Annotated in this window: 24 protein-coding genes; 9 read left to right on the top strand and 15 right to left on the bottom strand. The window is 63.3% G+C overall.

What is annotated here, in order from left to right; translation table 11 throughout:
- Both MC381_RS02640 and MC381_RS02635 read right to left on the bottom strand, forming a co-directional pair.
- On the bottom strand, positions 1–1,017 hold the full coding sequence (locus MC381_RS02640) for an ABC transporter substrate-binding protein (RefSeq protein ID WP_510184877.1): 1,017 nt from the start codon (positions 1,015–1,017) through the stop codon (positions 1–3).
- Between the two features lie 50 nt (positions 1,018–1,067).
- Entirely contained in the window at positions 1,068–2,252 is a 1,185-nt protein-coding gene (locus MC381_RS02635) for an S-(hydroxymethyl)glutathione dehydrogenase/class III alcohol dehydrogenase (protein ID WP_251976167.1), read from the bottom strand.
- Positions 2,253–2,505: 253 nt separating this feature from the next.
- Between MC381_RS02635 and MC381_RS02630 the strand changes: the two genes are divergently transcribed.
- Positions 2,506–3,171: a DUF1826 domain-containing protein gene (locus MC381_RS02630; RefSeq protein ID WP_251976166.1), complete on the top strand. Its 666-nt coding sequence runs from the start codon at positions 2,506–2,508 to the stop codon at positions 3,169–3,171.
- 90 nt (positions 3,172–3,261) lie between these two features.
- Here the strand turns inward: MC381_RS02630 and zigA are convergent, their stop codons facing one another.
- From zigA to MC381_RS02610, 4 genes are all read right to left on the bottom strand, one after another.
- Positions 3,262–4,488 (bottom strand): zinc metallochaperone GTPase ZigA, encoded by a 1,227-nt coding sequence (zigA, locus tag MC381_RS02625; protein WP_251976165.1) that lies wholly within the window; start codon positions 4,486–4,488, stop codon positions 3,262–3,264.
- Between the two features lie 39 nt (positions 4,489–4,527).
- Positions 4,528–4,962 carry an RNA polymerase-binding protein DksA gene (gene dksA, locus MC381_RS02620; RefSeq protein ID WP_251976164.1) on the bottom strand — a complete coding sequence of 145 codons (435 nt, stop codon included), beginning with the start codon at positions 4,960–4,962 and terminating at the stop codon, positions 4,528–4,530.
- A 184-nt stretch (positions 4,963–5,146) separates the two neighbouring features.
- Positions 5,147–6,169 (bottom strand): CNNM domain-containing protein, encoded by a 1,023-nt coding sequence (locus tag MC381_RS02615; protein WP_251976163.1) that lies wholly within the window; start codon positions 6,167–6,169, stop codon positions 5,147–5,149.
- Between the two features lie 176 nt (positions 6,170–6,345).
- Complete coding sequence (locus MC381_RS02610) at positions 6,346–6,834, bottom strand: pyridoxamine 5'-phosphate oxidase family protein (RefSeq protein ID WP_251976162.1); 489 nt, start codon at positions 6,832–6,834, stop codon at positions 6,346–6,348.
- A 243-nt stretch (positions 6,835–7,077) separates the two neighbouring features.
- On the opposite strand from MC381_RS02610, the gene stpA reads away from it, so the two are divergent.
- On the top strand, positions 7,078–8,358 hold the full coding sequence (gene stpA / locus MC381_RS02605; protein WP_251976161.1) for a glucosylglycerol 3-phosphatase: 1,281 nt from the start codon (positions 7,078–7,080) through the stop codon (positions 8,356–8,358).
- Here the strand turns inward: stpA and MC381_RS02600 are convergent, their stop codons facing one another.
- The 3 genes from MC381_RS02600 to MC381_RS02590 all read right to left on the bottom strand — a co-directional run bounded on the left by MC381_RS02600 (position 8,359) and on the right by MC381_RS02590 (position 13,091).
- On the bottom strand, positions 8,359–10,506 hold the full coding sequence (locus MC381_RS02600) for a methyl-accepting chemotaxis protein (RefSeq protein ID WP_251976160.1): 2,148 nt from the start codon (positions 10,504–10,506) through the stop codon (positions 8,359–8,361).
- A gap of 210 nt (positions 10,507–10,716) precedes the next feature.
- Complete coding sequence (gene pgm / locus MC381_RS02595; RefSeq protein WP_251976159.1) at positions 10,717–12,381, bottom strand: phosphoglucomutase (alpha-D-glucose-1,6-bisphosphate-dependent); 1,665 nt, start codon at positions 12,379–12,381, stop codon at positions 10,717–10,719.
- Positions 12,382–12,551: 170 nt separating this feature from the next.
- The gene (locus MC381_RS02590; RefSeq protein ID WP_251976158.1) at positions 12,552–13,091 is read right to left on the bottom strand and encodes a TetR/AcrR family transcriptional regulator; all 540 of its coding nucleotides are present in this window, start codon (positions 13,089–13,091) and stop codon (positions 12,552–12,554) included.
- A gap of 211 nt (positions 13,092–13,302) precedes the next feature.
- Here MC381_RS02590 and MC381_RS02585 point away from each other — a divergent pair, with 211 nt between their 5' ends.
- Genes MC381_RS02585 through trxB form a run of 3 tightly spaced genes read left to right on the top strand, consistent with a single transcriptional unit; the run spans position 13,303 to position 15,820 of the window.
- On the top strand, positions 13,303–14,487 hold the full coding sequence (locus MC381_RS02585; RefSeq protein ID WP_251976157.1) for an MFS transporter: 1,185 nt from the start codon (positions 13,303–13,305) through the stop codon (positions 14,485–14,487).
- Positions 14,488–14,527: 40 nt separating this feature from the next.
- On the top strand, positions 14,528–14,848 hold the full coding sequence (locus MC381_RS02580) for a thioredoxin family protein (RefSeq protein WP_251976156.1): 321 nt from the start codon (positions 14,528–14,530) through the stop codon (positions 14,846–14,848).
- An 18-nt stretch (positions 14,849–14,866) separates the two neighbouring features.
- Positions 14,867–15,820, top strand: a complete 954-nt coding sequence (trxB, locus tag MC381_RS02575) for a thioredoxin-disulfide reductase (RefSeq protein WP_251976155.1) — start codon at positions 14,867–14,869, stop codon at positions 15,818–15,820.
- A gap of 231 nt (positions 15,821–16,051) precedes the next feature.
- Here the strand turns inward: trxB and MC381_RS02570 are convergent, their stop codons facing one another.
- Positions 16,052–16,486 (bottom strand): OsmC family protein, encoded by a 435-nt coding sequence (locus tag MC381_RS02570; RefSeq protein WP_251976154.1) that lies wholly within the window; start codon positions 16,484–16,486, stop codon positions 16,052–16,054.
- A gap of 275 nt (positions 16,487–16,761) precedes the next feature.
- Between MC381_RS02570 and MC381_RS02565 the strand changes: the two genes are divergently transcribed.
- Complete coding sequence (locus MC381_RS02565) at positions 16,762–17,253, top strand: DUF2938 family protein (RefSeq protein ID WP_251976153.1); 492 nt, start codon at positions 16,762–16,764, stop codon at positions 17,251–17,253.
- A gap of 56 nt (positions 17,254–17,309) precedes the next feature.
- Here MC381_RS02565 and MC381_RS02560 read toward each other — a convergent pair whose 3' ends face one another.
- Complete coding sequence (locus MC381_RS02560; RefSeq protein WP_251976152.1) at positions 17,310–18,578, bottom strand: MFS transporter; 1,269 nt, start codon at positions 18,576–18,578, stop codon at positions 17,310–17,312.
- Between the two features lie 80 nt (positions 18,579–18,658).
- Here MC381_RS02560 and MC381_RS02555 point away from each other — a divergent pair, with 80 nt between their 5' ends.
- Positions 18,659–19,669 carry an AraC family transcriptional regulator gene (locus MC381_RS02555; RefSeq protein ID WP_251976151.1) on the top strand — a complete coding sequence of 337 codons (1,011 nt, stop codon included), beginning with the start codon at positions 18,659–18,661 and terminating at the stop codon, positions 19,667–19,669.
- Positions 19,670–19,681: 12 nt separating this feature from the next.
- Here MC381_RS02555 and MC381_RS02550 read toward each other — a convergent pair whose 3' ends face one another.
- From MC381_RS02550 to MC381_RS02535, 4 genes are all read right to left on the bottom strand, one after another.
- Positions 19,682–20,986, bottom strand: a complete 1,305-nt coding sequence (locus MC381_RS02550; protein WP_251976150.1) for an MFS transporter — start codon at positions 20,984–20,986, stop codon at positions 19,682–19,684.
- Positions 20,983–21,345: an antibiotic biosynthesis monooxygenase family protein gene (locus MC381_RS02545; protein ID WP_251976149.1), complete on the bottom strand. Its 363-nt coding sequence runs from the start codon at positions 21,343–21,345 to the stop codon at positions 20,983–20,985. Before MC381_RS02545 ends, MC381_RS02550 begins: the two co-directional genes overlap by 4 nt.
- Positions 21,346–21,448: 103 nt before the next feature.
- A complete protein-coding gene (locus MC381_RS02540; RefSeq protein WP_251976148.1) occupies positions 21,449–22,894 on the bottom strand; it encodes an amidase in 1,446 nt (481 codons plus the stop codon).
- Entirely contained in the window at positions 22,891–24,183 is a 1,293-nt protein-coding gene (locus MC381_RS02535) for a Zn-dependent hydrolase (protein WP_251976147.1), read from the bottom strand. The genes MC381_RS02540 and MC381_RS02535 overlap by 4 nt, the downstream gene beginning before the upstream one ends.
- A 289-nt stretch (positions 24,184–24,472) precedes the next feature.
- On the opposite strand from MC381_RS02535, the gene MC381_RS02530 reads away from it, so the two are divergent.
- Positions 24,473–24,748, top strand: a complete 276-nt coding sequence (locus MC381_RS02530; protein ID WP_251976146.1) for a hypothetical protein — start codon at positions 24,473–24,475, stop codon at positions 24,746–24,748.
- An 80-nt stretch (positions 24,749–24,828) separates the two neighbouring features.
- Positions 24,829–25,341: a YkvA family protein gene (locus MC381_RS02525; RefSeq protein ID WP_251976145.1), complete on the top strand. Its 513-nt coding sequence runs from the start codon at positions 24,829–24,831 to the stop codon at positions 25,339–25,341.
- The last annotated feature ends 34 nt before the right edge of the window (positions 25,342–25,375 follow it).

Below are 25,375 nucleotides of genomic sequence, written 5' to 3'. Positions count from 1 at the left end.
TCATCGCGGGAAGGACATTGTCGCCAGCGCGTCGGTCAACGTCTCGAGACCATAGATCGTGCGCATCGTGGCACTCATCGCATGGGCATTCATCTCGACGATATGCCCCTGCTTGACCGCCATCATCTGGCTGGCGACAGGGTCGCTGTGCAGGAATGCGAGCTTCGCCTCGACCGAATCGGCCGGGTAGCGCCGGCGATCCATCCGCGCGATCACGATGATGTCCGGATTGGCTCTGGCGATCGTCTCCCAGTCGACGGTCGGCCACTCGTCATCCGACTCGATGACGTTGTGGATGCCAAGCGTCTTCATCATGTAACCCGGCGCCCCCTTTCTTCCCGCCACGTAGGGCGCTACACCATCGTCCGGTGACGAGAACCAGAAGACCGCCGAGAGATCCTCCGGCAGATCGAGCGCCTTGGCTTGCGAAACCGCTGCGGCCTCTTTCGCCTTGAGCGAGGCGATCAACTGCTCGCCGGCGGATTGGACGTCGTAGATCGCGGCCAACTGTGAGATACCCTGGTAGACCGAGTCGGGCGAAAACGCCGCCGCCCGGGTACCGTCGCCGCCCGTCGAATTGTCCTTGTGCTCGCAATCCGCCGGCATGATATAGGTGGCGATGCCCAGATCGCGGAACTGCTGCCGGGTGCCCACGCTACCGGTCGGGCCGATATGCCATTCGAACTGGGCGGTCACCAGATCCGGATGACGGTTGACCACCGACTCGAAGCTTGGGTCGTTATCGGCTAGCCGCTCGATACCCGCGTTGACCTCGCGAAACTGCGGCAAGACCGGCGTGAACCAGACTGACGTGCCGACGACCTTGTCGGCGAGGCCGAGCGCATAGAGCGTCTCGGTCGCCGACTGACCGACCGTCACGGTTCGCTCGGGCGGCGCGGCGACTCGCACCGGCGTGCCACAGTTATCGATCGTCAGCGGGTAGTGCGTACTGCCGGCAACCGCGGGCAGCGCCGCTAGAGCAGCGGCAAGCCCCAACAGCCACAGCATGCGCTTCATCGGGCGTCCGCTTACCGGACGCCGCTGAAGGGATCGGGATTGTCTGAATATCACGCTGGCTCCAATGTCTTCTGATGCCGGCCGACGATGGTGCCGGGGAGGTCGCCGGTCATCGTCTCCTGAGGCTGATAGTGGATCACCGAGCGGATCGCCTCGCCGCGATGAAGCAGGTCGAAGGCCGTATTGAGCTGGTCGTGCGCCATGTTGTGGGTGATGTACGGATCGACGTCGAAGCGCCCCGAGAGCCATTCGTCGACCATGCCCGGCAGCTGGGAACGACCCAGAACGCCGCCGAATGCCGAGCCTTTCCAGACGCGCCCGGTTACCAGCTGGAACGGTCGGGTCGCGATCTCCTCGCCGGCACCGGCCACGCCGATGATGATGCTCTCGCCCCATCCCTTGTGACAGCACTCCAGCGCGGCGCGCATCAGGCGCACGTTGCCCACGCACTCGAACGAGAAGTCGACGCCACCATTGGTCATGTCGATCACGACCTCGTGCAGCGGCTCGGAGAAGTCATCCGGATTGATACACTCGGTCGCACCCAGCGACTCGGCCAGGGCGAATTTCGCCGGGTTGATGTCCACACCGATGATTCGCCCCGCGCCCTGCAGCTTGGCGCCCTGGATCACCGCCATGCCGACCGCGCCCAGGCCGAAAACCGCGACCGTGTCGCCGGGCTGGACCTTGGCCGTATTGCGCACCGCGCCCATGCCAGTCGGCACCGCGCAGCCCATCACGCTGGCCTTGGCCAGCGGCGCATCCTTGCTGATCTTGGCCACGGCGATCTCCGGCAACACCGTGTACTCGCTAAACGTACTGGTGCCCATGTAGTGGCGCAGCATCTTGCCCTTGTAGGAGAAACGGCTGGTACCGTCCGGCATCAGGCCCTGGCCCTGCGTCTTGCGGATGGTCTGGCACAGATTGGTCTTGCCGGACTGGATGTAAGGGCAGTTGGGGTCTTCCGGCGTGTAGAGCGGGATAATGTGATCGCCCGGTACCACGGAGGTGACTCCCTTGCCGACCTCCTCGACGATGCCGACGCCCTCGTGCCCCAGCACGCAGGGGAAGAGCCCTTCCGGGTCCTTGCCCGACAGCGTGAACATATCGGTGTGGCACAGGCTGGTGGTGACGATGCGCACCAGGACCTCGCCCGCTTTCGGGCCTTCGAGGTCCACCTCCTCGAACTCGAGCGGCTGGTTCGGCGCCCAGGCAATCGCGGCACGTGTCTTCATGACTCTACTCCTGAATCGTTGGGACGACGCCGTGACGTCGCCGGTTTCATTCGGTGCGGGACACCCTGCTGCAGGCCATCCGCCCAGCTCATGGCATCTCTGCACGATCGCTGCGGACCGTCGACGCTCAATTAATTATGTTATAACATAACAAATATGGCGACGCACAACCCTGATATTTCCACCGAAACGCTACGCCCCCTCTCCGCGCGCGCTGTCACCTTGGCGTCGCGGCGACGAGGACGATAACGCCATGACAACCGCCACCGGAGCCTTCATGCCAGCCATTGATCTTCCCTCCCCGCCATTGGCGGCCATGCCCCACTGGGCTATCGGCGACACGATTGATCGTCTCCTATGCATCTTCGACGACGGCATGACGCTGAGCGTGATGCGACGACCGCTCTCCGACGAGATCGCGGCGAGCGTCGACGGCGTAATGGGCCAACCCCGCTCCCTCGAGTGGTCCTGGCGCGGCGCGCCCAACGATGCCATGCGCGCCGATCTGGCACGCGAGCTGAAAGCGCCACAGGAGGACGCCCTGGTCGACGACGTCTGCCTGCTGGCCGAGGCGATCGCCTACTTGTTCGAGGCGCCGCTGATCGGTGTCCGCCTGCGCCGGCTGAACAGTGCGATGTGCCCCCGCTTCCACGTCGACAATCTCGGCGTTCGCTTTATCACCACCTACGCCGGCCCCGGCACCGAGTGGCTGCCGGAGCATGCCGCCAACCGCCGAGGCTTGGGCGCGGCGTCTCCGGACAAACCCGATATCGTCCGCGACGCCAGCCAGATTCAACGCCTGGCCGCCGGAGACCTGGCATTGATGAAGGGCTCGGGCTGGATCGGCAATGCCGGTGGCGGCTTGATCCATCGCTCGCCACCGGGCCAGCGTCTGATGTTGGCGATTGACCCCGGCTGATCGCCGCGAGCTGCGGATCACGATTTCAGGCAAAAAAACCCCGGTCCGAGGACCGGGGAAACCCTGGTGGAGACCAGACTGGAAATGAGGTCAGGCAGGCGCGGTGTCGTCAGCGGCGGGCACACCGACTCCCCAATCGGGAAAGGGGTCGGGCAGGTTCAACCAAGCCGCCTTGCCTCCCGCCAGTTCTTCATCGGTGAGCAGGCAGCTTTCAAGGCGACGACGGATCTCGGCCTCATCCAGACCTTGTCCGATAAAGACCAGCTCCTGTCGCATGTCGCCAAACGGTTCTTCCCATTTTTCCCGGATCGAGGCGAGATAGTCGGGCTCCTGCGGCCAGCGCGATTCCGGCACCGCGCGCCAGAACAGCCCGGCAAAACCGTGGTGAGCAATGCCACCAGCCTGACTCCATTGGCCGGCGAACTGTGGGCGGCTGGCAAGCCAGAAAAAGCCTTTGGAGCGCAACAGCTTGCCGCCACCCCAATCACCGTGGAGCACATCGTGAAAACGCTGCGGATGAAAGGGCCGCCGCGCCTCGAAGCTGAAGCTGGAGATGCCATACTCCTCGGTTTCCGGCACGTGCTCGCCGCGCATCTCCTTGAGCCAGCCCGGCGCCTGCTGCGCCTTGTCGAAATTGAACAGTCCGGTATCAAGCACCTTGTCCAACGCGACGCCACCGTGCTGGATCGGCAGGATCTCGGCGTCGGGATTGAGCGTTCGCAGCACCGCCTTGAGCTCCTCGAGCTGGCGCGGCGCAATTAGGTCCGACTTCGAGATCAACAGCACATCACAGAACTCGATCTGGTCGACCAGCAGGTCGGCGACGTTGCGCTCGTCTTCCTCGCCCAGGCTTTCACCGGCTTCCGCCAGCGATTTGGCCTCATGGTACTGCGACAAAAAATTGGCGCCGTCGACCACGGTGACCAGCGTATCCAGTCGCGCGACCTGCGACAGGCTGCGGCCCTCTTCGTCCTCGAAGGTGAAGGTCTCGGCGACCGGCAGCGGCTCGGAGATGCCGGTGGATTCGATCACCAGATAGTCGAAGCGACCCTCGTCGGCGAGCCGGTTCACTTCGACCAGCAGGTCTTCGCGCAGCGTGCAGCAGATGCAGCCGTTACTCATCTCGACCAGTTTTTCTTCGGCGCGATTGAATTCGACTTCGCGCTCGACCAGCGCGGCATCGATGTTGATCTCGCTCATGTCGTTGACGATGACGGCGATACGCCGACCGTCGCGATTGTTGAGCAGATGATTCAGCACGGTGGTCTTGCCGGCACCCAGAAAGCCGGAGAGCACGGTGACGGGTAAAGGATTCATGACATGGCTCCCAACGGTCCGGCCAAGCGTCGCTGCGTGTCAGGCGCTGCGCCGCTTGGCGTAATGATGTTCCTGCATCTCCTGGCGCTCCTTGGCTTCGAGGCAGAGCGTCGCGGTCGGGCGCAGCAGCAAGCGCTGCAGACCGATTGGCGCGCCGGTCTCCTCGCAGAAGCCATATTCACCTTCGTCGAGCCGCCGCAACGTGACGTCGATCTTGCGCAGCAGACGCGTTTCGCGTTCTGCCTGCCGCAGCAGCAGACGCAGCGTCTCTTCGTTGGCGGCGAGATCGGCATCGTCACCGGCACCGCGACTGTCGACGATGGTCTGGCGCGTCTGCGCCAGTGCCGATTCTAGTGATGCGCGCTCCTCGGTCAGAAGACGTCGGAAATACGCAAGCTGCGCGGCGTTCATGTAGTCCTGCTCTGGCATTGCCAACAGCTTGGCGTTGCTGTCGATGTGTGTCTGACGAGCCATGACAACCTCCTCGGCGCTGGCGATAAACAATGTTATATCATAACATTTAATGTGCCAAGCAAACGCTATCGTCCACAGCTATGGCCGCCGCGGTCGACAGGTTGAGAAGAGCAGCCGGGAAAGCCGATCGCGGTCGCCCCGGCCTACACCGGGAGCGATATCCAGCAGGGACGACCGCTGTCGATCAGCTGGCGCTGTCGCGCCGAATACGCTTCAGCCAGCGCTGTTTAGCGTACTTGCGCAGGTTCTGGACGTTGTCGGTCTCGTCGACGATATCCTGGCCGAGGATCGTCTCGATCACGTCCTCCATGGTGATCAGGCCGACCCAGCTTCCATGGTCGTCGTAGACCACGCGCATATGGTTGTGGTCCTTGAGCATCGCGGTGAAGACGTGCTCCACGCTGTCGCTCTCGTCGACCGCGGCCACCGAGTGCATCAACGTCTTCAGCGTCTGTTCGTCGTCGGCGTGGTAGGTATCCGCCTTGTGCACGTAGCCCAGCGCGTCCTCAGCGCCGTCCATCACCGGAAAGCGGGTGAACTGCGTCTTACCGTAGCGGTGGTCGAATTCGGCCACCGTCATGTCCGGCGTGACGGTCTCGCACACCGTGCGCGGCGTCATCACGCTCTTCACCGGAATCTCGTGCAGATTGAGAATATTGGTGATAGTTCGCGTCTCGTCCGGGTCGAGCGCCTTCTCTTCCAGCCCGATGCGCGCCAGCGCCTTGATCTCGCCGCGCATGTCGACATCGTTCTCCGACTTGGCGATCCGGTTGGTGATCATTTCGGAGAGCCAGATGAACGGTGCCAGCATCCAGACCATGGTTCGCAGCACTTTAGGCAACAGCGGCGCCAGCGTGCGCCAGTAGGTCGCGCCGATCGTCTTCGGGATGATCTCCGAGAAGACGAGGATGCCAAAGGTCATCAGTGCGGAGGCGATCGCCACGTGCGCTTCGCCAAAGACAGCCGCGACCTGCGCCCCAACGCCGGTAGCGCCGACGGTGTGCGCAATGGTATTGAGCGTCAGGATCGCCGCCAGCGGACGGTCGATATTGGACTTGAGTGCGTTGAGCGAGTCATGCAGCTTGGGCCGCGACTCCTTGAACTGCGCGATATAGCTGGGCGTCAGAGAGAGCAACGCGGCCTCCAGCACCGAGCAGATGAAGGAGAAGCCGATGGAGAGAACGACAAACGCCGTCAGGAGAAACATGGGAATTCGCTATGTCACCGTTGAGGAGCCTTTATCCTGACTTGGCGGGTCGCTGTCAATCTCGGCCGGCCGTGACGCCGCCGGCCGCGTGCCGACGGCGCAGGCAATCATGCAGTGGGAATCACTTGCCGCCTCTCACCCAAGCTTCTCACTCGCCGCTTCTTACTCGCCGCTTCTTACTCGCCGAACTTTTCGTTTTCGCCGAGATCGGGCTGATGGTCTTTCTTGAGATTGGATTTGGCGATCTCGTAGAGCTGGAACGTCTTGCTCTCCCGAGCCTTCCAGTGCTCGCCGAAATCGACGTCGACCTCGAGCATGGTGATATCGGGGTCATCCTTGCCGCCCTCGAACCAGGCCGCAACGAACGGGTTCCAGTATTTCTCGATCAGCGCCTGGTCGTCCCGCAGTCGTGCCCGCCCGGATAGCGACACGTAGATGCCATCGTTCTGATCGGAAAACGAGAGGCAGACGTCACGGTCTTCCGCTGCCTCGAAGGTTTTTTCGGCGCTGCGGCGCGTGTAGAACCAGAGCGTGCCGTCGTAGGCATCCTGCACCAGGTGCATCGGCCGCGAGCGCGGCACCCCATCGTCGAGCGTCACCAGCATGCCGACCTTGATCTTGTCGATCAGTTGCCAGATCTTCTGCTTGTGTTCGGGACTGGACATCGTTGCCTCCTCCTGTGGCTGGCGTCACGCCCTCCCGGCGCGACGGGCGCACGCCGCTATCACGGCGCGCCCCTGCAGGCTAGTCGTCCCGGCGGGCCTCGGCAAACCGGCCGGTGACATCAGCGCCCGCTGGCCATGGCAACGCATCAACCCTCTACAACGCGTCAACTCTCTACAACGTGCCAAACCTCTATACTGAAGGCCAACGTCTTTCCACTGTCTCGATATGGCTTGCTGCCGACCATGACTCGATCCGCCCCTTTTTCGCTCGACCACGACGCGCTGCTGGACGACCTGGCCGCGACCGATAACCTGTTGATCATCCAGGACCTGGATGGTGTCTGCATGGGGCTGGTCGGCGATCCGCTGACCCGCCAGCTCGAACGCCGCTACCTCGACGCGGCGCGCCGACTCGACGGTCATTTTTTCGTGCTGACCAACGGCGAGCACATCGGCTCGCGCGGCGTAAACGGCATCGTCGAGGCGCATTTCGCGACGCCGGATCGTGCTGGCGAGCAGGGCCGCTATCTGCCGGGTTTGGCCGCTGGAGGCGTACAGTGGCAGGACCGCTTCGGCGATGTCTCGCATCCTGGCGTCAGCGATGCGGAGTTGGCTTTTCTGGCGGCTTTTCCGGCCAAAGCCGAGCAGTTCCTCGATGCACGACTCGCCGAGCCGCCTTACGCGCTCGACAGCGCCTGCCGCCGCGATCTGATCGCTGCCGCCGTGCTCGACAACCTGGCCTCGCCGACGCTTAATCTCAACGTCTTTCATCGCCACTGGCAGACAGCGCCCGAGCGCTACCGCCAGCTGCAGCAGGACGTGGCCGCGTTCATGCAGGGCCAGCTCGAGGCCGCCGACGAGGCCGGGCTCGGCGATGCCTTCTTCGTGCACTATGCGCCCAACGCCGGCCATGACGAGGCCGGCAACGAACGGCTAAGGGAAAGCGTGGAACGCGAGGGCCGATCGACCAGCGCCGGTACCACGGATTTCCAATTCATGCTCCGCGGAGCGGTCAAGGAGGTCGGCGTGCTGGTGATTCTCAACCGCTACTATCACCGCCATACCGGTCACTATCCCCTCGGCGAGGCGTTCAACGCCCGCGAGGCGCCGCGCGACCATGACGCGTTGCTCGCGCTGGCCCGTGATCACTTCGATCCGGCACTGATGCCGACGATCGTCGGTGTCGGCGATACCGTGACCTCCTTCACCGAAACGACCGAGGGTCGGCACCAACGGCTGCGCGGCGGCAGCGACCGCGGTTTCCTGACCTTGGTCCAGCAGCTGGGCGAGACATTCGACAGCGGCAACCGCGTGCTCTTCGTCGACAGCAGCGGCGGCGAGGTCAGACGGCCTGGCGTCGATGCCGACCGCCTGGCCGAGCAGCTTCAGGGAGCGGAGGTCGACATCTGGCCGGCGCTGGAGGGGATCACCGACCCCGACGATCCCCTCAAGCTGGACGTGATCTTTCCCGACGGGCACGGCCAGTACATCGACTTCTTCTGCGCACTGGCCGCGCGGCGCTGATCAGGCGAGCTCAGGCGTCCGACGCACCGGTGAGGAGAGTGCGGCGGGGGTCTCTCGGGATGCGGCGTTCGTTGTCGCCGGCGGCTCGCCTAGCTGGAAGACACCCACGGTCGCGGCCAGACGCTGCGACTGCCGCTGCAGCTCCGCCGCCGCCGCCGCGGTCTGCTGGACCATCGAGGCGTTCTTCTGGGTCACGTTGTCGATTTCGACCACCGCCTGATTGACCTGCCCGATGCCCTGACTCTGCTCGCCGGTCGCCGCGCTGATTTCGCCCAGCACATCGGTCACTCGTGCGATGCTGGCCACGATCTCTTCCATCGCCTCGCCGGCGTGACGCACCCGCTGCGCGCCCAGCTGGGTCTTGCCGGTCGAGGTCTCCACCAGCGCCTTGATCTGATGCGACGCCTCGGCGCTACGGCTGGCAAGTTTGCGCACCTCTTCGGCCACCACGGCAAAACCGCGCCCATGCTCGCCGGCCCGCGCCGCTTCAACCGAAGCGTTGAGCGCCAGCAGGTTGGTCTGGAAGGCGATGCCATCCATGGTCGTGACGATCTCGGTGATCTGGCGTGACGACGCCTCGATCTCGTCCATCGTCTGTACCACGTCGGAGACCACCTCGCCGCCCCGCTGCGCCGCTTCGGTGGCGGAAACCGCGAGCTGGTCGACCTGACGGGCTGACTGCGCGGTATGCTCGACCGTGCTGGTCAGCTCCTCCATCGAGGCCGACGTCTGCTGCAGGCTGGCGGCCATCGAGTCGGTTCGCCGCGAGAGATCCTCGCTGCCGCTGGCAATCTCGCGCGAAGCGATATTGACGCTCTCGCTGCTGTCGCGAACCTGATGCAACACATCCTGCATCTTGTCGGCGAACGCATTGAACTGAAGCGCCAGTTCGGCGGTTTCGTTGCGCCCCTTCACCGGCAGGCGGCGAGTGAGGTCGCCGTCGCCGGACGCGATCTCGCGCATGCGATTCGCCAGATGACGCAGCGGCCGGGACAAGCTGCCACCCAGCAGCCAGCTGACGATCAGCCCCAGCACTACGACACCGAGTCCAACCGCGAGCATCGCCAGGGTATCGCTGTGGCGGCGAGCCTCCAGCGCCCCCTGCAGGTCGTGAAGCCCGGCCAGGACTGCACTTTGCGGCAGGCTGATCATCAGGACCCAAGGCGTGCTCTCGGCATCGCCGACAGTGAACGGCCAATAGAGCTGAACTTCGCCGTCGACGGTCTCGCGCACCGGGCTGCCCGTGCGGGCGCTGTCGATTCGCTGCGCCAGCGCGGTGTCAAAGACGGCCGTCGCCGGCTCGCCCAGCGCCGCGCTCACGTCACTGCTGTCGGTCAGCGCCGTGACGCCGCCACCCGGCGCGATCAACGCCCATCGACCCGCGCCGTCGTAGAGCGAGGCATCGGCCTCGACCAGCAGCGATTGAATGAAATCGACGGAGAGGTCGACCCCGGCGCTGCCTCGAAATTCGCCGTCCACCATGACCGGTACGTTGAAGGAGGTCACCATCAACGTTTCGCCGTTGTAGTCATAGGGAGCCGGATCGATGATGCAGGGTTGGCCGGTCTCTTTCGGGCAGAGATAATACTCTCCCTCGCGCACGCCGCTGGCCATCAGTGTCTCGCTTTCCAGCGTCTCGCCCAACGGGTACACCGCGACATCGCCGCTCTCGTTACGGTACCACCACGGCATGAAGCGGCCGTCGGCATCGTAGCCCTGATCCTCGCGATCGAGATAGTAACTGTCACTGCCGAAGGCGTCCGGCTCCCAGCCGATGAAGGCGTCCAGCAGGTCAGGGTTGTCGACCACCGTCTGGCGCACCAGATTCGAAAGCTCGTTGCGCCCCAGGTAGAGGCGCCTCTGCCCGTCTGCATCGGTCTCGCCCATCAGGGCATTGGTATTGGCCAGCTGCGTGGCTAGTGTCAGCGCCCGCTCGAGTGGCGCCTTGATACGTGCCGCCTGATCCGAGGCGACCGCGTCGAGGCGTTGATCCACGCTATCTTCCATCAAGGCCTGGGTGCGCGCATCGACCAGCGCCTGGGAGCGTGTACTGGCATACAGCGAATAGCCGACCAGCGCGGCCACCACCAGCAGGATGCAACCGCCGACCAGCAGCGTGACCAGGGTGCGTACGGATTTGAAATGCATGGAAAGACCTCGGCAGGCATGAGACACCAAACCACCTCGCGTGGGCGGCATATCGCATCACCGGTCTGGTGACCGTCTGCCTGCGATATCGGCGAGACCGAAGCCAAACTTGAAGTGAATGTTCGCCAACAGGACGTCGGCGATCTGGCAGGAGGGCACCGACACGGCTGGCGCGCCATGTCGGCGACAATCTCCTCGACGGGAGACGAACTAGCCGGCGAGGACCTGGTCGACCAGCGCCTTGGCCTCTTCCTGAATGCGTTTCAGATGGGCGTCGCCCTCGAAGCTCTCGGCATAGATCTTGTAGACATCTTCGGTGCCGGATGGCCGCGCGGCGAACCAGCCGGCATCGGTGACGACCTTGAGCCCGCCGATGGCGGCACCGTTGCCCGGCGCTTCGGTCAGCTTGCGCGTAATCGGATGCCCGGCCAGCGTCTCGGCCGTAACCTGTTCCGGCGAGAGCGCCTTGAGCTTGGCCTTCTGCTCACGGTTGGCCGGCGCATCGACCCGCTCGTAGACCGGGGCGCCGAAACGCTCGGTCAGCGCCCGGTAGCGCTCGCCCGGGTCCTTGCCGGTGACGGCGGTGATCTCGGCGGCCAGCAGGCCGAGAATGATGCCGTCCTTGTCGGTCGACCACGGGTGGCCATCCTTGGTCAGGAACGACGCGCCGGCGGACTCCTCGCCGCCGAAGCCCAGCGAGCCCTCGATCAGCCCGTCGACGAACCACTTGAAGCCCACCGGTACTTCGACCACCTCGCGTCCCAGTCCTTCGGCGACGTAATCGATCATCGAGGAGGAGACCAGCGTCTTGCCAATCGCGGCCTTGTCACCCCAGTTCGGGCGATGCGTGAACAGGTACTCGATGGCGACAGCGAGGTAGTGATTGGGGTTCAAGAGCCCCGTCGAGCGAGCGACGATCCCGTGGCGATCGTGGTCGGTATCGCAGGCGAAGGAGACATCGAAGCGATCCTTGTTCTCGATCAGCCCCGCCATCGCATGCGGTGACGAGCAGTCCATGCGGATCTTGCCGTCCCAATCGACGCGCATGAAGCGGAAGGTCGGATCGACGGTGGTCGAGATCACCTCCAGCGGCAGATCGTACTTCGCGGCGATGCGCGGCCAGTAGTGCACACCGGCGCCACCCAGCGGATCGACGCCGAACTTGAGCCCGGAATCGCGAATCGCGGCCATATCGATGACCTGATCCAGACCGCTGACGTAGCTATCGATGAAATCGAAACGCTGGGTGGTAGGCGCTGCCAGCGCGTCGGCATAGCTCACGCGCTGAACATTGGCGAGACCGTCGGCCAAATGGGCGTTGGCGCGATCCTGAATCCAGCCGGTGATGCTGGTATCGGCGGGACCACCGTTGGTGGGGTTGTACTTGAAACCGCCATCCACCGGCGGATTGTGGGACGGCGTGATCACGATACCGTCGGCCAAACCGTGCGCTCGACCGCGATTGTGGACCAGGATGGCATTGGAGATCGCCGGGGTCGGTGTATAGCCGACGTCGCCCCCAGTCTCCTCGCAGCCGGCATCGATGCGCGTCTCGACACCATTGGCCGCGAGCACTTCCAGCGCTGAGACGAACGCTGGCTCGGAGAGCGCATGGGTATCCATGCCAATGTAGAGCGGCCCGTCGATGCCCTGCGCCTCGCGATACTCGCAGATCGCCTGGGTCGTCGCCAGAATGTGCCACTCGTTGAAGCTCGTCTTGAGCGACGAGCCGCGATGGCCGGAGGTGCCAAAGGCGACCTGCTGGCCGGGGTCGCTCGGATCGGGACGCTCGCTGTAATAGCGTGCGACGAGACGCGGCAGATTCGCCAGCGTCTTCTCTTCGGGCAAGCGTCCTGCTTGGGGGGAGATACCCATCGTCGTGTCCTTTTCGATGTTCATGGTCGGTAGTCCGACTTATAGCAGACCATTATCGACCACCCCAGGCAAGACGAGCCTTCTCGGTCCGGTTGTCCGATTATCTCCTCTTTCGGGCACGCGACTCACAAGCTCCTTTGCCAGACGACGACGGTGAGCGCATGGAGCGTTCAGCGATCCAGGATCGACAGCAGCTGATCGGCCGAGCGCAGCAGTGCCTCACGCGAGATTCCGTCTCGCGACTGAACGGCGAGCCCCTTGAGAAAGGAGTCCAGCGTCAGCGTGAAGGCCTCTGCGGAGCCATCATCGGCGAGCTCCCCATTCGCCACGCCTCTGGCGATACAGTCGGCGATGGCGTCACGATTGACCTTCCTGGCGTTACGCGCCAACTCCGCGACATCGGCGTTGTCATCATCACAGACGATGCCTGACAGCACCGCCATGCAGCCCAGCGGTGAATCTCTCGAAGTCTGAATCTCGATGGAGCGCCACAGCATCGCTCGAAGTGCCTCCCGCGCCGACAGCGACTCGTCCCGCAGCGTCGCGACGAGCTCTCCGCAGGTGCCCATGTACTCCGCCAAACACTCCTCGTACAGAGCCTTCTTGGAGCCGAAGGCCGCGTAGAAACTGGCCGAGGAGAGCCCGCCCAGCGTGCTTTTGAGATCCGAGAGAGACGTACTCTCGAACCCTTTCGCCCAAAAAAGATTCATCGCCTGCCGAACGGCGCTTTCCCGATCGAACTCTCTGGGTCTTCCGGTTCTGGCCATTTTCGCCCTCCCGCGGGGTGTTGCTCACCGCGCTTCACACATTATTAGACTACTCATTCCACAATTCATTGACAAGGGAATACGACTTCTGCTCAAATTCCGGACTAACCATTCCATAAGTCACTAACTTCCCTTTCGGGGTCCGGGACAAACGATGCCAATTTCTCTCTATGCACTGGCCGCAGCCGCCTTTGCCATCGGCATGGCCGAGTTCGTGGTCGTGGGCATTCTGCCCGCTATCGCGACCGACATGCAGATCGATATCCCTACTGCTGGCCAACTAGTCAGTCTTTACGCGCTGGGCGTAGCCATCGCGGCACCGATCATCACACCGTTGACCAGTCGAATCGACCGGCGTCTGCTCGCCTGCGGTTTGATGATTCTTTTCGTGGCCGCGAACTGGCTCGCCTGGCAGGCGCAGAGTTACCCAATGCTGCTGATCGGCCGCGTGCTGGCCGGCGTAGTTCAGGGTGTTTTCTATTCCATGGCGACCGTGGTTGCGGCTAACTCCGTCCCCAAGGAAAAATCCGGTGCGGCGATCGGCATCATGTTCACGGGATTGACCGTGGCGCTCGTGGCCGGTGTACCGCTCGGTACCTTCCTGACCGATCTGTTCGACTGGCGCGCAGCCTTTCTGTTCATCACGGTACTCGGCGCACTGTCGATCATCGCCCTGTGGATCTTTCTGCCGAAGAAGGTCGAGCGCCCTGAGCCAGCCAGCCTGATCGAGCAGCTCAGCATCGTCACCGTCCCCAAGATGCTGCTCGTCTTCCTGATTACCGGCATCGGCTATGGTGGCGCTTTCATCGCCTACACCTATCTCTCCGAGATACTGCAGGAGGTGACCGGCTTCTCGGTTTCCGGTGTCGGCACCGTGCTGATCTTCTACGGCATAGCCGTCACGCTGGGCAATACCTTCTTCGCACGCCTGGCAGACAAGAGAGGCGCCATTGCCGCTCTGCTCTGGATCCTCGGTCTGCTCACGTTCGCCATGGCGGTTCTCAGTCTCGTCGCGGTCAACAAGGTGCTCATGGTGCCGGTCGTGATGCTGTGGGGCGCCGTCGCCTTCGGCAGTATTCCCGTCCTGCAGCTCTACGTGGTGCAGCAGGCTGAAATCCACGCCCCTAAATCGGTCGACGCTTCCTCGAGCATCAATATCGGCGCCTTCAACGGCGGTATCGCCGCCGGCGCCTGGATTGGCGGGATCGTCGTCGAACACTTTGGCCTGATGGCCACCGGTCCCGCGGCCGCCATCGTTGTCGGTGTCAGCATCCTGCTGACCCTGGTGAGCGGTGCCTGGGACAAGAAGCACGCCAAATCGTTGTCAGCCGCAGCGTAACGGCGAATCTCTGTCAATCGACCCAATCAGGAGTGTGATAATGAGCGATCAAATCAAATCGATCACCGAAAATCAGTATGACAGCACGCTGAGCGAATCCGATGTAGTGCTGGTCCGCTTCTGGGCGCCGTGGTGCCCGCCCTGCATGATGATGCAGCCGATGTACAAGAAGGCGGCGAAGGACATTGGCGACAAGGCGCTACTGTCTGAAATGAATTTGGATCACAGCCCGAACATCGCGCGCAAGCTTGGCATCCGCAGCATCCCGACCGTTGTCGCGTTCAAGAACGGCGAAGAGGTCCAGCGCCATACGGGGCTTTTGAACGAGCGCGGCCTCGTGGATCTCGTCAACTCGATCTGACCCTCTGGGAGTTACACGATGAGCCATAGCAACGTCATCTTGCTCGGGTCCGGCCCGGCCGGCTACACGGCGGCAGTCTATGCCGCCAGGGCCAACCTGAAGCCGACGCTGATCACCGGAAGCACGATGGGCGGCCAGCTAACCACGACCCAGGACGTGGATAACTGGCCCGGTGAAGGCAGCGGCATTCTCGGGCCCGAGCTGATGGAACGGATGCGCCAGCACGCTGAAAACGTCGGCACGACGATCCTGATGGATCACATCGAGTCGGTCGATCTCGGCAAGCGCCCTTTCACGCTGAAAGGCAACGAAACCTACACCTGTGACGCATTGATCATCGCGACCGGTGCCACGGCGCTATACCTCGGACTGGAGTCCGAGGGCCGCTTCATGGGACAAGGCGTCTCGGCCTGCGCTACCTGTGACGGTTTCTTTCACAAGGGAAACCACGTCGTGGTCGTGGGCGGCGGCAATACGGCGGTGGAGGAAGCGCTCTATCTTGCCAATCTTGCCTCCCACGTCACGCTGGTCCATCGCAGAGGCAAGCTTCGCGCAGAAGCCGCACTGCAGGATCGGCTGATGGAAAAAGTGAAAGAAGGTGTGATCAGTGTTCGCTGGAATCACACGGTTTCCGAAGTGCTCGGCGATGAGACCGGCGTGACCGGAGTCATGATCGAGGATGCCGAGACTGGTGCCCTGACGCGCCTGGCCATTTCCGGGTTGTTCGTGGCCATCGGCCACAAACCCAACACCGAAATTTTTGCCGATTCCCTGAAACTTCGAGATGGCTATATCATCGTCAACTCGGGGCTGGATGGGAATTCGACAGAAACCTCGGTGCCCGGGGTCTTTGCTGCAGGCGATGTCGCCGATGCCGTCTATCGCCAAGCCATCACCTCGGCTGGCAGCGGTTGCATGGCAGCGCTGGATGCCGAGAAGTTTCTCAGCGAGCAGGAGAGTCGAACCGGATAAGATAGTTCATCACCCCGGTACGATGCCAAACGGGCGAGTGAAACATGAACACTCGCCCGTTTTTTCGTGTTTACTGACAAAACTGAGTTCTTTCAAGGACGTATTTCTACCGATTTTTATGACTTGATAGAATATTATCCTGGATAAAACTGACGTAATCGCGAATATATCGATAAAAAATGGCCTACTTTTCAGCAGGCCATTTTCATTTCGGCGTTACCGGAAATCGAATCAGGCTTTGCTGACGACCGGCTTCACATTCACTTCTACGCCAGCCTTGCGGGCCAGGTTGCCGACGACACAGTTTTCGTCTGCCTTGATGACGACTTCTTTCGTCTTTTCGACATCTTCGTCGCTCGCAGCACTTTCGAGCACGACATTGGCAGTATGCGTGATAACGAATTCATCACCATCGATATCGGCCTGGGTATCTACCGAAAGCTGCTGAAGCGGCAGCTTCTTGCCGCCGATCATCGCCGTCAGCGTCGAGATGAAGCACGCCGCCGTCGAGGCTGTGTAAAGCTCTTTCGGGTTGCTGCCTTTACCAGGGCCGCCATACTCCGCCGGGATGCTGATATCGGTGGAAAATTCCTTACCGACGATCTTGCCACTACCCTTGAATCCATCTTTCCAGCTAAGTTCGAGATTGATCGTAGACGCAGCCATATTACCTCCTCCACAGAATTTGCGATAAATTGGCAAAGCTTTATGAGGCGAATTTCAGTACAAGATTGCCTCGTAATCACTGGTACGGAGTCTGCCTCACATAGTTATAGACTAATCGATCCATAATTGAACGTCAAGCGCACATCCGTGAAGTCATAGTGCTTCAGGCGTGATAATATCTGGCCGTTTTTATCATGGTCTTGGCAGGTGGTGAGACTGTACAGTCCGTTTATCTGGCTGCCGAGGTTTCAGAAGCTCGTCGCGAAGGAGGCGTCATGGATGGAGTCGTGGTTTTCATACTGGTCGTCGGCGTCGGCTCGACGATCGTTCTCGACCTTTGGGCATGGCTCGTAGCAAAAACCACGGGCATGGCGGGCACCGATTGGGGTGTAGTTGGCCGCTGGTTGCTCGATATTCCCAAAGGACGTCTGGTACTGGACAGTCGTCCCGATCGGCCGGCTCCAGGCGGTCGCGAAAAGATCGTCGGCTGGCTCTTCCACTATCTCGTCGGCCTGGCCTACGCAATGCTCATACTGCTGATCTGGGGCGTGGACTATATCGCCGATCCACAGGTCATGCCGGTGTTCTGGGTCGGAGTCGTGATCAGCTCGCTGGCCGGTTTGCTCATCCTGATGCCAGGACTCGGCGGCGGAGTTCTGGGGCGCAAGCTACCCAACCAGGCGGTGCTTATTGTCTACGTCATCATCGCCCATATCGCGTTTGCTGCCGGTCAGTACGCCTTTGCTAATCTGGTGGCTTCTTTCTAAAAACCGCCCCGAAGGAGAGAGACGTCGGGCACCCGTACGGATGCCCGACGAGTCCGTCAATGACCGTCCGCGACTCCCGCGCACGCATCCATGGACGACCGCGCCCGGGTTCGCACGCCAACCGTCACCAACGCCGCGCCCGCCAGCAGCAGCGTGCCCGCCGTGGCGCAGACACCGAGGACACCACCGACGCCGAAGACCACGCCGCCGATGGCCGCGCCCAGCGCGATCGCCAGCTGGATCGAGGCCACGATCAGGCCGCCACCGCTCTCGGCTTCATCCGGCACCACCCTGGTGATCCAGGTCGACCACGCCACCGGCACGGCACCGAAGGCGAAGCCCCAGAGCGCGATCATCACGGCATCGGTGCTGATGGCAATACCGCCGAACGTCGACAGCAGCCAGCCCATGACGCCCATGATCAACGGCATCGACAGCAGCGTCAGGCGCAGGCTGCGCTCGAGCAGATAGCCAGCCACCAGCGTACCGACGAAGTTGGCCACGCCGAATGCCAGCAGGGTCGAGGAGATACCGTTGATGCCCATGCCGGAAACCGTCTCCAGAAACGGCCGCACGTAAGTGAAGAGCGCAAAGTGGCCGCAGAAGACCAGCACGATGGCGACGATACCGACCCCGATGCCGGGGCGCCTGACCACGCTGATCAGCGTGCTCAACGGGGTCGGACGTTCCGGCGTCATCTTCGGCAGCGTGACCGCCTGGACCAGGAGCGTAACCGCCGACAGCGCCGTCGCCAGCAGGAACACGTTGCGCCACCCGACCAGATCGCCGAGATAGCTACCCAGCGCCGCGGCACTGATCGTAGCGATCGGCACACCGGTAAAGATCAGCGACAGCGCTCGCGGCACGTCGTGCTCCGGTACCAGCCGCATCACGGTGGCGGCCGACAGCGCCCAGAACCCGCCGAGCGCGACGCCCAGCAGCATGCGGCCGGCCAGCAGCCAAGCCAGATGAGGAGCCAGCGCGACGAGCAGGTTGGCTATGATCATCAACACGGAGAAGCCCAGCAGGACGTGACGGCGATCGAGTCGCTGGGTCGCCGCCGTCACCAGCAGCCCCGAGAGCAGCGCCAGGATAGCGGTCGCGGTCACTGCCTGACCGGCCTGCCCCTCGCTGATCGCGAGCGATTCGGCCATCGGCGTCAGCAGGCTGGCCGGCAGGAATTCCGCCATGACCAGGCTGAAAACGCCCAGCGTCAGCGAAAATACGGCGCTCCAGGCAGCCTTGGGCGTGGCCGGGGCAGACGTCGTGGCAGAAGGTGGTGAGGTAGACGCCGAAGCGGCGTCTCGAGAGTCTTGGGTCGGCATCGCGAAGGATCCTGTCGGTGTCGAGAATGCCGCTTAGACTAAAGTCGCAAGACAGGATAATCTATCATCGATACTCTCGAATGATTGATCGATACTCCGGATTCCGTCTGATGACAACGATCGGCGTCACCGCCAACGCATGGATCAACGAGCTGCTGCTCGGCATGCGGCTCTCGGGCCTCAGCTACCGCTGCGTTCAAGTTGCGCCGCCGTTCGGCATTCATTTCGATAACGCCAGGCAATTCGCGCATTTCCACTTCGTCACCCAGGGGCCGGTCCTGCTGACGGTCGGCCACGACCACCAGTGGCTGCAGACCGGCGATGCCGTCCTGCTGCCGCGCGGCGGCGACCATCACCTGCTCTCCTCGCCCGACGTCGAAAGCCGCGACATCGAGCAGATCGACGCCATCCCGCTTTGCGACAGCGTCAGCCATGTCGATACCTGCCGCGATCCGATCGACAAGCGCGAAGCCGTCCACCTCTTCAGTGGCTGCATGCAATTCGATCTCGGCGGCATGCAGCCGCTGATCTCGATGATGCCGACGGTGATGCATGTGGGCACGCTGCTCTCCCGTTATCCCGAGATCCTGCCCATGCTGGAAGCGATGGCACGGGAAGCGAGACTGGAACGCGCCGGCGCCGCGGGGATTCTCTCGCGACTGGCGGACGTGGTGGCGGCCAGCATCGTGCGCGGCTGGGTCGAGTGCGGGTGCAGCGATATCGGCGGCTGGGTCGAGGCACTGCACGACCCGCGCCTCGGCCGCGTGATCGCCGCCATTCACCGTGCCCCGGGCCACGACTGGACGGTCGCTGAGATGGCATCGGCGATGGGCAGCTCGCGCTCCGTCTTCGCCGAGAAATTCCGTGCCGCGCTCGGCGTTTCCCCGCTCGGCTACGTCACGCAGCTGCGCATGCAGCTGGCCAGCCAGTGGATCGGCGAGAAAGGGCTCTCCATCGAGCAGGTCGCCGACCGTCTCGGCTACGGCTCGCAGGCCGCCTTCTCCCGCGCCTTCAAGCGCGAAACCGGGCAGACGCCGGGGGCGGTGCGTCACCCCCGCACTGCCTCGCGAGACGACACGCCGACCATCTAGGGCGTTGCCTCGTCACGTTGCCGCCTCGGTGTCGGCCTCGTCGAAGTTCATTTCCAGCTGCCCGAGCTCCGTTGCGGCTTCCTCGGTCCATGCCGTCCCCAGCGGCGCCGTCTCCGAGGGCACCATCACATAGTGGCCCTGCTCGTCGGACGCGCTGGTCGGATGCATGCGGATGCAGTAAAGGCCAAACAGCACCATCACCACGTGCATCGCCGCGAGATCCCACAGAAAGCCATCCGGCCCCAGCCACTCCATCAGCAACCCGGCACTCACCGGCCCGAGAATGGCCCCGATCCCCAGCGCCAGCACCAGGCTGGCGCTCGCCGCGACGGTCTGCTGATCGGTCAGGAAGTCGTTGGCACAGGCGAGAAAGATCGAATAGAGCGTCAGCGTGGTCGCCCCCAGCAGTGCCCCCAGTACGGTCAGCGAGGTCGGCGACCCGCCGCTGGAGATCGCACCGAACAGCGACAGCGCGACAGCGATCAGCGCGACCACCACGATCACCCATTGCCGATCGACCTTGTCGGACAGTTTGCCCAGCGGCCACTGTGTTACGGCACCGCCGAAGATGAACGCGCCCATGAACACCGAGACCTGACCCACGTCTAGCCCGCTACCGTTGGCGAAGACCGCGCCCATGCCGAACACGGCGCCGTTGGTGACACCGGTCATGAAGCAGCCTACCGTGCCGAGCGGCGAGAGACGGTAGAGCGCCCGTAGGCTCATCGACTCCGCCTGCGTGATCTCCGGCTGCGGCGTGTAGCTGATCAGAATGGGCACCAGTGCCAGCGAGACCAGAATCGAGACCAGCAGAAACAGCGCCATGCCGTCCGGATCGGCGCTACCCAGCAGCAGCTGGCCGCCGCCCATGCCGAGATAGCTGATCACCATGTAGATCGCGAGCAGGCGACCACGCAGGCGGTTGCTGGCATAGCCGTTGAGCCAGCTCTCCGCGACGACATAGAGCCCGGCGTAGGCAAACCCGGTGACAAACCGCATCGCTGCCCACATCAGTGGATCGACGAACAACGCATGAATCAGGATCGCGACCGAGGTGATCGACGCTAGCGCCGCAAAGACGCGAACGTGCCCCACCTCCCTGAGCTTGCGTGGCGTTAGTACCGAGCCGGCGAGGAATCCGACGAAATAGGCAGACATCACCAGCCCGGTGACGGTATTGCCGAAATCCGCTGCCGAGGCGCGCACGCCGAGTAGCGACCCCTGCAGACCGTTGCCCATCATCAGAAGCCCGACGCCCAGCAGCAGGGTCCAGAGGCTCCAGGCGGCGGATAGCGTTGTCGGGCGTGCGGCGGTCATGAATACTCCTGTGTCGGTGAAAGCGGGCCATCAGACGGGGGCGGAATCGAGGTGCCATATTCCCGCTCGACGCGCGCGATACGCGTTCGATAAGCGGCATACCAACGCTCTCGACCGAACCGCTGCGCCTCCCGGTGATCGAGCTGCGCCTTCCACGCCCTGATCGCTTCCAGGCTGCTCCAGTAAGAAACGGTGACCCCGACTTCCTCGCGTGCCGATTCCATGCCGAGAAAGCCGGGCTGCTGCGACGCCAGCGCGACCATGCGCTCGGCCATGGCCGCATAGCCATCGACCTCCTCGGTCATCAGCGAAGTAAAGATCACGGCGTAGTAAGGCGGTTCCGGTGTCTCGGCGATCATGGTTCTCCCTTCTCTTCCCCAAGAGGACGCCTGACTCATGCGGATGTCTTCCCGCGGACGGCGTTCGGGCCTCGTACACCGCTCGGGGCGGGCCCGCGCCGGATCACGTCGCGGCCATCGGCGGTACTAGCCTCGGCAGTTGCGCTTCGAGCAGTTGGGCCACGGCCATCACGCGGTCGTCGCGGTAGCGCGGGCCGACCAGATGCAGACCAACAGGCAAGCCAGCGTCATCGAGGCCGCAGGGCAACGAGGCGGCGGGCTGCTGGGTGAGGTTGAACGGATAGCTGAACGGCGTCCAGTCGACCCAATCGACGTAGCCGCTGCCGGGGGGAGTCTCGTGGCCGGCGGCAAAGGGCGCCAACGGCAGCGTCGGTGTGACGAGCAGATCGAATTCGCGGTGGAATTCGGCCATCCGTGCCACCAGCGCCGCACGCTGCTCGCGGGCGATCAGGTAGTCGGTGAGCGAGAGCGTCTTACCGTGCTCGGCGATCCGCCGGAGACCCGGATCGAGCGCCTCGATCTGCGCGTCGTCGAGGCCATCCAGCAGCCGCGAGGCGCCGGCGTGCCAGAGGGTGTCGAAGGTCTGCTGGGGCGAGTCGAAGCCCGGGTCACACTCGATGACCTCGGCACCCAGCGCGCGCAGATGCGCCACTGCCGCATCGACTGCCCGCAGGATATCCGGTGCCACCGATACATAGCCGAGATCCCGGCTGTAGGCGATGCGCATGCCCGTGAGATCGGCCGGCGGTGCTGCCAGCCAGTCGAGCGAGCATGCCGGCCCCGCGTAGCCATCGCGCGGATCCGGCTGCGCGATGACCGACAGCATCAGCGCGCTGTCGGCGGCGTTGCGCGTCATCGGCCCCAGGTGCGAGAGCGTAGTCATCGCGCTGGCCGGCCACTGCGGAATGAAGCCGAAGGTCGGCTTGAGGCCAAAGGTCCCGGTAAAGCCGCACGGAATGCGGATCGAGCCGCCGGCATCGCTGCCCTGATGCAGAAGCCCCAGATTGAGCGCGGCCGCCGCCCCAGCACCACCGGAGGAACCACCGGCGGTCAGCTCGGGGTTCCAGGGGTTGCGGGTGATGCCGTAGAGCGGATTGTCGGTGACGCCCTTCCAGCCGAACTCCGGCGTGGTGGTCTTGCCCAGCAGCACGGCGCCCGCCTCGCGCATCATCGCGGTAAAGGGCGCATCGATCTCCCACGGGCCGGTCGCCATGGTCAGTTCAGCCGTTGTCGTCGAGCCCTTGCGGGTCGGCATGCCGACCGTCAGCGTCAGGTCCTTGATCGTCGCCGGAACACCGTCGAGCGGCCCCTTCGGTGCCCCACGCTGCCAGCGCGCTTCGGCTTCGCGCGCTGCGGCCATCGCGCCGTCGGCATCGACATGGCAGAAGGCGTTGACCACCGGATTGAAGCGCTCGATCCGCGACAGGCAGTCGGCGGTCAGCTCGACCGGAGAGAATGCGCCGCTGGCAAAGCCTTCCAACGCTTCCTGCGCGGTCAGCGCGTGCAGCGCGTGCAGCGCGGTTGCTGGCGTATCGATGTTATGACTCATGCATCAGTCTCCGCCGCCGTGACTTTAGCCGTCTGACCGGCCAACTCGAGCGTGGCGTGCAGCAGCACGTTGGCACCGGCGGTCACGTCCGTGGGCGTAGCGTACTCGCTCTCGTTGTGACTGATACCGTTCTCGCAAGGGATGAAGATCATCGCCGTCGGTGCCACGTCAGCGACGAATACGGCATCGTGTCCAGCGCCGCTGACGATCTCTCGATGGGCATACGCATGCGCCTCGGTGCCGCGGCGCACGGCGTCGATGCAGGCGCGGTCGAAATGCTGGGGCGGGTAGTCGGCGGTAGGCGTGATCTCGATCCCGAGACCGGTCTCGGCGGCGATGCCATCGAGCGTACGGCGAAACTCGTCAACGATCGCGGCCAGCGTCTTGTCGTCGCTATGGCGGAAATCGACGCTCAGCGTGACCTGTCCGGGAATCACGTTGCGCGAGTTGGGCGAGACCTGGAAGGCGCCGACGGTACCGCGTCCGTCGGGGGCCTGCGCGGTGGCGATGCGGTTGACCGCCTCGACCACCCGCGTGGCGCCAAGCAGCGCGTCTCGACGCAGATGCATCGGTGTCGGTCCGGCATGCGCGTCCATGCCGGTCAGCGTCACGTCGAACCACTTGAGCCCCAAGGCACCGGTCACCACGCCAATGGTCTTGCCTTCATCCTCGAGGATCGGCCCCTGCTCGATATGGGCTTCGAGGTAGCCGGCGAAACGTCGCGGACAATCGGCATCACGGCCGGCATAGCCGATGGCATCCAGCGCCTCGCCGGCGGTGATGCCGTCGACATCGGCACGCGCGCGGGCTGCCTCGAGCGAGAGTTGTCCCGTAAAGACACCGGAGCCCATCATGCAGGGGGCGAACCGGCAGCCCTCCTCGTTGGTCCAGGAGACCAGTTCGATCGGCCGTTCGGTCTCGATATCCTGGGCGTTGAGCGTGCGGATCACCTCGAGCGCGGCCAACACGCCGAAACAGCCATCGAACTTGCCACCGGTGGGCTGGGTATCGATATGGCTGCCGATCGCCACCGGGTCGGCGTCGGGCTGACGACCGGCGCGTCGGGCGAACAGGTTGCCGATGGCATCAAAGCGCACCGTCAGCCCTTCGGCTTCACACCAGCGCGTCAGCAGATCGCGCCCTTCGCGGTCGAGTTCGGTCAGCGCCTGGCGATTGTTGCCGCCTTTGGGCGTGGCGCCGATAACGGCCAGCGCCATCAGACTTTGCCACAGACGTTTGCCGTCGACGGCGGTACGGATCGGAGTCAGGTCGGTCGTTGCCGGGGTCATGCGATTGTCCTTGTTGTTACCTGAAGAGCGAGTTACTTGAGGATCGAGTTACCTAAGGAGCGTATTGCCTGAAACGAGAGGCTTCGACATCGTCGCTATCATCGTCGCCATGGCATGACGTCGCCAAGACACGTGAGTGCGGCCATGCCGCCAACTGTCATTCGTTACTCCGCTTTCCAGGCGGCGTCAAATCATGATGCATCAAATTTTCATCGACAGCATTTGAGCGAAGCGCTGGGGACGACTAGGTTTTGAGTGCCACAACGTCACATCACAAGGAGTGTTCGACATGGAAATCCTGGTCCATAACGACGGCATGGACGCCGATGAGTTTCACACTCTCACCGGCGGCGAGGCGGGCAATGCACTGCGCAAGACGGCCAAGAACTATCTGGGTAGCGAAAACCTGTCGGAAAATCAGGTCAAGGCGATCAAGGAGCGCGGTGGCGACGAGTACGAAACGCTGATTCGCAAGATGACCGAGCACGCGCTCAGCGTGAACAATCTGCCACTCAACGCGGCCCTCAGCCTCGAGATCGACTTCGACGGCGGCGTGAAGGACTGATTCCGTCCCTGCCGGGCGCCGTTGTGCCGTCGTCGTCACGCTGACTAGACTGGAAAGACGGTCCAAGACGGAGCCCGGCCATGCCCGCCACCCCACGCGTCCCTCGCCTCTTCCGGCGCAACCGCACCGCCGGCGATGCCATTGACCGGCAAGAGCCATCCCACCCTATCGACGAGCCACGCCATACGGCGGATTGCACCGACGACGATCGAGTTCGCGTCACCGAAGCCCGGTCGTCGGGTGCGTTCGACACTGCACCGCACCGCGCGGCCTACAGCGATAAACGCTTCTGGCACAAGCTGACACGCGTCGGCAGGCAAACCGGACGAGAAGGTGCGCGCAAGGCGCTCGAACTCTATTTCGTGCTCAAGCGTCCCGACGTGCCGGTGTGGGCCAAATCCACGATCGTCGGTGCACTGGGCTACTTTATCTCCCCGCTCGACGCGATTCCGGACTTCATCGCAGGCGTCGGCTATACCGACGATGCCAGCGTGCTGGCCGCGGCACTGGTGGCCGTCTCGGTCTACCTCGATGAAGACATCAAACGACGCGCCGACGAGGCGCTATCGCGCTGGTGGCCGGATCCGCCATGAGCGTTGTCGAGCATCGCGAGTGTCTATCGGTTTT

Source organism: Salinicola avicenniae (assembly GCF_023736115.1).
GTDB lineage: Bacteria > Pseudomonadota > Gammaproteobacteria > Pseudomonadales > Halomonadaceae > Salinicola > Salinicola avicenniae.
This window is presented reverse-complemented; position numbering and strand designations above follow the sequence as displayed.

What these genes read in the sequence shown, in the direction of transcription:
- MC381_RS02640 (WP_510184877.1), bottom strand. Translation starts at nt 1,017, where the DNA reads ATGAAGCGCATGCTGTGGCTGTTGGGGCTTGCCGCTGCTCTAGCGGCG.
- MC381_RS02635 (WP_251976167.1), bottom strand. Translation starts at nt 2,252, where the DNA reads ATGAAGACACGTGCCGCGATTGCCTGGGCGCCGAACCAGCCGCTCGAG.
- MC381_RS02630 (WP_251976166.1), top strand. Translation starts at nt 2,506, where the DNA reads ATGACAACCGCCACCGGAGCCTTCATGCCAGCCATTGATCTTCCCTCC.
- zigA (WP_251976165.1), bottom strand. Translation starts at nt 4,488, where the DNA reads ATGAATCCTTTACCCGTCACCGTGCTCTCCGGCTTTCTGGGTGCCGGC.
- dksA (WP_251976164.1), bottom strand. Translation starts at nt 4,962, where the DNA reads ATGGCTCGTCAGACACACATCGACAGCAACGCCAAGCTGTTGGCAATG.
- MC381_RS02615 (WP_251976163.1), bottom strand. Translation starts at nt 6,169, where the DNA reads ATGTTTCTCCTGACGGCGTTTGTCGTTCTCTCCATCGGCTTCTCCTTC.
- MC381_RS02610 (WP_251976162.1), bottom strand. Translation starts at nt 6,834, where the DNA reads ATGTCCAGTCCCGAACACAAGCAGAAGATCTGGCAACTGATCGACAAG.
- stpA (WP_251976161.1), top strand. Translation starts at nt 7,078, where the DNA reads ATGACTCGATCCGCCCCTTTTTCGCTCGACCACGACGCGCTGCTGGAC.
- MC381_RS02600 (WP_251976160.1), bottom strand. Translation starts at nt 10,506, where the DNA reads ATGCATTTCAAATCCGTACGCACCCTGGTCACGCTGCTGGTCGGCGGT.
- pgm (WP_251976159.1), bottom strand. Translation starts at nt 12,381, where the DNA reads ATGGGTATCTCCCCCCAAGCAGGACGCTTGCCCGAAGAGAAGACGCTG.
- MC381_RS02590 (WP_251976158.1), bottom strand. Translation starts at nt 13,091, where the DNA reads ATGAATCTTTTTTGGGCGAAAGGGTTCGAGAGTACGTCTCTCTCGGAT.
- MC381_RS02585 (WP_251976157.1), top strand. Translation starts at nt 13,303, where the DNA reads ATGCCAATTTCTCTCTATGCACTGGCCGCAGCCGCCTTTGCCATCGGC.
- MC381_RS02580 (WP_251976156.1), top strand. Translation starts at nt 14,528, where the DNA reads ATGAGCGATCAAATCAAATCGATCACCGAAAATCAGTATGACAGCACG.
- trxB (WP_251976155.1), top strand. Translation starts at nt 14,867, where the DNA reads ATGAGCCATAGCAACGTCATCTTGCTCGGGTCCGGCCCGGCCGGCTAC.
- MC381_RS02570 (WP_251976154.1), bottom strand. Translation starts at nt 16,486, where the DNA reads ATGGCTGCGTCTACGATCAATCTCGAACTTAGCTGGAAAGATGGATTC.
- MC381_RS02565 (WP_251976153.1), top strand. Translation starts at nt 16,762, where the DNA reads ATGGATGGAGTCGTGGTTTTCATACTGGTCGTCGGCGTCGGCTCGACG.
- MC381_RS02560 (WP_251976152.1), bottom strand. Translation starts at nt 18,578, where the DNA reads ATGCCGACCCAAGACTCTCGAGACGCCGCTTCGGCGTCTACCTCACCA.
- MC381_RS02555 (WP_251976151.1), top strand. Translation starts at nt 18,659, where the DNA reads ATGATTGATCGATACTCCGGATTCCGTCTGATGACAACGATCGGCGTC.
- MC381_RS02550 (WP_251976150.1), bottom strand. Translation starts at nt 20,986, where the DNA reads ATGACCGCCGCACGCCCGACAACGCTATCCGCCGCCTGGAGCCTCTGG.
- MC381_RS02545 (WP_251976149.1), bottom strand. Translation starts at nt 21,345, where the DNA reads ATGATCGCCGAGACACCGGAACCGCCTTACTACGCCGTGATCTTTACT.
- MC381_RS02540 (WP_251976148.1), bottom strand. Translation starts at nt 22,894, where the DNA reads ATGAGTCATAACATCGATACGCCAGCAACCGCGCTGCACGCGCTGCAC.
- MC381_RS02535 (WP_251976147.1), bottom strand. Translation starts at nt 24,183, where the DNA reads ATGACCCCGGCAACGACCGACCTGACTCCGATCCGTACCGCCGTCGAC.
- MC381_RS02530 (WP_251976146.1), top strand. Translation starts at nt 24,473, where the DNA reads ATGGAAATCCTGGTCCATAACGACGGCATGGACGCCGATGAGTTTCAC.
- MC381_RS02525 (WP_251976145.1), top strand. Translation starts at nt 24,829, where the DNA reads ATGCCCGCCACCCCACGCGTCCCTCGCCTCTTCCGGCGCAACCGCACC.